4 protein-coding genes are annotated in these 4,343 nt (G+C 72.2%); all 4 read right to left on the bottom strand.

All coding sequences use genetic code 11. The annotated features are described in order from the left end of the window. Window positions 1-635, bottom strand: a 635-nt coding sequence (locus tag ACFDSW_RS15605) for a pyridoxal-phosphate-dependent aminotransferase family protein (protein WP_375251187.1), incomplete at its 3' end; no start/stop codon positions are given. Continuing rightward, entirely contained in the window at window positions 619-1,854 is a 1,236-nt protein-coding gene (locus tag ACFDSW_RS15610; protein ID WP_315462687.1) for an allantoate amidohydrolase, read from the bottom strand. The genes ACFDSW_RS15610 and ACFDSW_RS15605, both read right to left, overlap by 17 nt. Window positions 1,855-1,859: 5 nt before the next feature. Next, on the bottom strand, window positions 1,860-3,428 hold the full coding sequence (locus ACFDSW_RS15615) for a gamma-glutamyltransferase family protein (RefSeq protein WP_315462501.1): 1,569 nt from the start codon (window positions 3,426-3,428) through the stop codon (window positions 1,860-1,862). Further along, window positions 3,428-4,343 (bottom strand): NCS2 family permease (locus ACFDSW_RS15620; RefSeq protein WP_375251188.1); only part of this gene is annotated, 916 nt, incomplete at its 5' end. The genes ACFDSW_RS15615 and ACFDSW_RS15620, both read right to left, overlap by 1 nt.

Below are 4,343 nucleotides of genomic sequence, written 5' to 3' on the forward strand. Positions count from 1 at the left end.
CTCTTCCGATCTCCGCCCAGACACTTCTGCAATCCACCGGTGACGACGTCGACACCCCAGCCGTCCGCCTCGATCGCCATGCCGCCGATCGTCGCGGTCGCATCGACATAGCTGTACGCCCCCGCGGCACGGCACAGCGCGCCCAGCCCGGCGAGCGGCTGCGCCATAGTGGTGGAGGTGTCGCCATGAACCGTGGCGACGACGCGGGGACCGTGCCGCGCGATCGCCGCCGCGATCGCGTCGCGCGGCACCACCTCGCCCCAGGGGGCCTCTACCGAGACGACGGTAGCGCCGATCCGCGCCAGGATCTCCTTCAGCAGCAGACCGAAGCGGCCGAAATTGATCACCAGCACCGTGTCGCCGGGCTCGACCAGCGACACCAGCGACGCCTCGATCGCGGCGCGGGCGGTGCCGTCGACGAGGAAGGTCCAGCGATTGTCCGTGCCGAACACCGGCCGGTACAGCGCCATGACCTGCTCCATATAGCCGGTCATCTCGGGGTCGAACTGACCCAGCAGGTCGGCCGACATTGCGCGCAGCACGCGCGGATGCGCATTGACCGGGCCGGGGCCCATCAGCAGGCGCTGCGGCGGGTCGATCTCGCCGAACAGGGTGGGATCAAGGCTCGCCAACATGCTCTCCCAAGCGTTCGATGAAGCCGGTCATCACCCGCAGCGCGACATCGGCGTCGGCGGCCTCGACATGCTCGGCCGGATTGTGGCTGATGCCGCCGCGGCAGCGGACGAAAAGCATCGCGGTCGGGCACAGCGCCGCCATGATCATCGCGTCGTGCCCCGCCCCCGACACCAGCCGGCGGACCGGCTGGCCGGCCGCGGTCGTGGCGGCATCGAGCAGGTCCATCAGGGCGGGGTCGCAGGGGCTGGCGGGCAGGTCGTGAATTCGCTCGATCGCGATATACAGACCGCGCGCCGCAGCGATCGCGGTGATTGCGGCGACGATCCGTTCGGCGGCGGCATCGCGGCGGGCGGCGTCGCCCGATCGCACGTCGATGGTGAAGGAAACCGCACCGGCGATGACGTTGGCGGCACCCGGCGCGGCCGCGATCGTCCCCACCGTCGCCACCAAGTCTCCCGCATCGGCGCACGCGACCGCCTCGATCGCCAGCACCATCGCCGCCGCGCCGGCCAGCGCGTCGCGGCGGAGCGGCATCGCGGTCGTCCCGGCATGGCCGGCGACGCCCGTCACCTGCACGGCATAGCGGCATTGCGCGGCGATGCCGGTGACGGTGCCGACTGCCAGCCCCTCCGCCTCGAGCACCGGCCCCTGCTCGATATGCGCCTCCAGATAGGCCAGCGCCGGCGCATGGCGTGCATCCGCCAGCCGCTCCGGCGCGGTCCCGTTCGCCGCGAGCGCATCGGCTAGCGTCACGCCGGCGCCATCGGTCATCGCCGGCACTGCGTCCAGCGTACCCGCGACCGCCCGGCTCGTCAGCATCGCCGCGGGGAAGCGCGATCCCTCCTCATCGCCGAACGCGATCACTTCGATCGCGAAGGGCATCCGCCGCGCCGCCCCATGCAGTGCGGCGACGCATTCGATCCCCAGCATGACGCCGAGCGGCCCGTCATAGCGCCCCGCGTCGCGCACGCTGTCGAGGTGGCTGCCGATCAGCAGCGGCGGCCCGTCGCACGTCCCCTCGTAGCGACCGATCAGGTTGGTGGCCGCATCGCGTCGCACGGCCATGCCGGCCGCGACCATCCAGTCCGCCACCGCATCCTGCGCCGCGCGCCATGCCGGGCCGAGCCAGCCACGGTACAGGCCGTCCGCCGTGTCGCTATAGGGCGCGACGCCCAGCACATCGCAGCGCGCCACCGCGCGCGCACCGCCGGCGGCCATATCGCTCACCACGCCGCGACGCCCCCGTCGCTGCGCGGATCGCTCGCGCCGTCCAGCCGGCCGTCGCCGTGGCGGACGACCGCACCGGCATGCCCCATCACCGCGCTCGGCGCCTCCAGCCGCTCGACCTCGTGCCCGGCGGCCGCCAGCGCCGCATAGACCGTATCGTCGAACCCCGGCTCGATCTTCAGCGACGTGCTCTGCTCGCCCCAGGTCCGCCCGAGCAGCCAGCGCGGGCGGCTGATCGCCTGTTGCAGGTCGACGCCGCCGCGATAGCGCGCGAACAGCGTCGCCTGCGTCTGTGGCTGGCCCTCGCCGCCCATCGTGCCATAAGCCATGACGCGGCCGTCGTCGAAGCGCGCCAGCGCCGGATTGAGCGTGTGGAACGGCTGACGTCCTGGCCGCAACGCGTTCCACCCCTCCGCAGCCAACCGGAAGCTGCTGCCGCGATTCTGCCAGGTGATGCCCGTGCCCGGCAGCACCAGTCCCGAACCGAATTCGAAATAGGTCGACTGGATGCACGACACCACGCGCCCCTCGGCATCCGCGGCGCCGAACCAGCAGGTGTCGCCCCATTGCGGCGGCTGCGGCCACGGCAGCGCGCAACGAGGATCGATCCGCGCCGCCATCGCATCGAGCGCAGCAACGTCGTCGAGCAGCGCCTGCGCCGCTGCGGTCATATAGGCGGGATCGCCGCAATGCCGGTCCCGCCACAGGAACGCCTGTTTCGTCGCCTCCACCAGCGCGTGCACGAAGGCGCCGTCATCGACGGCGTCGATCTTCAGCCGGTCGAACAACGCCAGGATCAGCAGCGACGCTACGCCCTGCGTCGGCGGTGCGCTGTTGTAGAGGGTCGCACCGGTGATCGGCACCGTCAGGGGAGCGGGGCGCGTCGCGCGATGCGCCGCCAGATCGGCCGCCGACACCGGGCTGCCCAGCATGTCCAGGTCCGCCGCGATCCGATCCGCCAGCGCACCCCGATAGAAACCATCCAGCCCGTCCGCCGCCAGCAGCCGCAGCGTGGCGGCGAGCGTCGGCTGCCGCAGCCGATCGCCCGCCGCGAACGGCCGGCCATCGGGCTCGAAGATTGCGGCATAGGCCCCCGGCTGGTCGCGCAACTCGCCGCCCTTCGCCGCAGCGATCGCCGCGCCGCCGGCTGTGATCGCCACCCCCTCCTCGGCGTAGCGGATCGCATCGCGGAGCAGCCGATCGAGCGGCAGCGAGCTGCCGACGAGCGCCGCCTCCCAGCCCGAGATCGTCCCCGCCACCGTATTCACCGCCAGCGGCCCGCGCGTCGGCACGGCGTCCAGCCCCGCGTAGAGCGACAGCTCGGCCGCGGCCGCCGCGCCGCCGCAGCCGTGGATCGCGTGCGTTCGGCCGTCGGGCTCGGCGATCAGCCAGAAGCCGTCGCCGCCGATCCCGGTCATATGCGGGTAGACCACCGCCAGCGTCGCCGCGACCGCGACGCACGCCTCCGCGGCGCTGCCGCCGTCGCGCAGCACGTCGCACCCGGCGTTCGCCGCCAGATGATGCGGCGCGGTGACGATGCCGTGGCGGGCGGAGACGGTGCGCATCACCCCGCCCCGCCCAGCCAGGCGAAGCGCGCGATGAACAGCGCGGCGAGGACGAACAGGAACGCATCGCGGCGGGTCGCACTACCCCTCAGCAGCGTCAGCAGCGCATGCGCGACGATCCCGAAGGCGAGGCCGTTGGCGATCGAGAATGTCAGCGGGATCATCGCCACGGTGAGGAAGGCGGGGATCGCCGCCAGCGGGTCCTCCCACGCCACCTCCGTCACCGGCAGCAGCATCAGCCCGCCGACGACGATCAGCGCCGGCGCGGTCGCCGCCAGCGGCACCAGCTGCGCATAGGGCGCGACCAGCATCGTCGCGAGGAACAGCAACCCCGTCACCACCGCGGTCAGCCCGGTGCGACCGCCCGCCTGCACGCCGGCGGCGCTCTCGACATAGCTGGTGACGGTGCTCGTCCCAGCGAGCGATCCCACCATCGTCGCGACCGCGTCGGTCACCAGAATGCGATCGAGGCCGGGTATGCGGCCCTCGGCGTCCATCAGCCCGGCGCGCTTGGTCACCGCGACCAATGTGCCGAGGTTGTCGAACAGGTCGACGAACAGGAAGACGAACAGGATTTCGAGCAGCCCGAGCCCATGCCGCCCCGCCCCGCCGAATACCCCCGCGAGGTCGAGCCGGAACGCGGTGCCGGTCAGCGCCGACAGGCTGTACGGCGTCGGCGTGACATGGACCTGCCCGACGATCGCCGCGACCGCGGTCGTCGCGGCAATGCCGATCAGCATCGCGCCGCGCACCTTGCGCACGCTCAGCGCGCCGATCAGTGCGAGCCCGAACAGCGCGAGCAACGCGTCGGGCTTTGTGAGGTCGCCGAGCGCGACGAAGGTCGCCGGGCTCGACACGACGATCCCTGCATTCTTGAGCCCGATGAAGCCGATGAACAGGCCGATGCCCCCCGCC

It is taken from the genome of Sphingomonas sp., from assembly GCF_042091075.1.
In the GTDB taxonomy this organism is placed as follows: Bacteria; Pseudomonadota; Alphaproteobacteria; order Sphingomonadales; family Sphingomonadaceae; genus Sphingomonas.

Bases quoted from the DNA above. Each gene is read 5' to 3' on its own strand.
- ACFDSW_RS15610 (WP_315462687.1), bottom strand. From the start codon at position 1,854: ATGGCCGCCGGCGGTGCGCGCGCGGTGGCGCGCTGCGATGTGCTGGGC.
- ACFDSW_RS15615 (WP_315462501.1), bottom strand. From the start codon at position 3,428: ATGCGCACCGTCTCCGCCCGCCACGGCATCGTCACCGCGCCGCATCAT.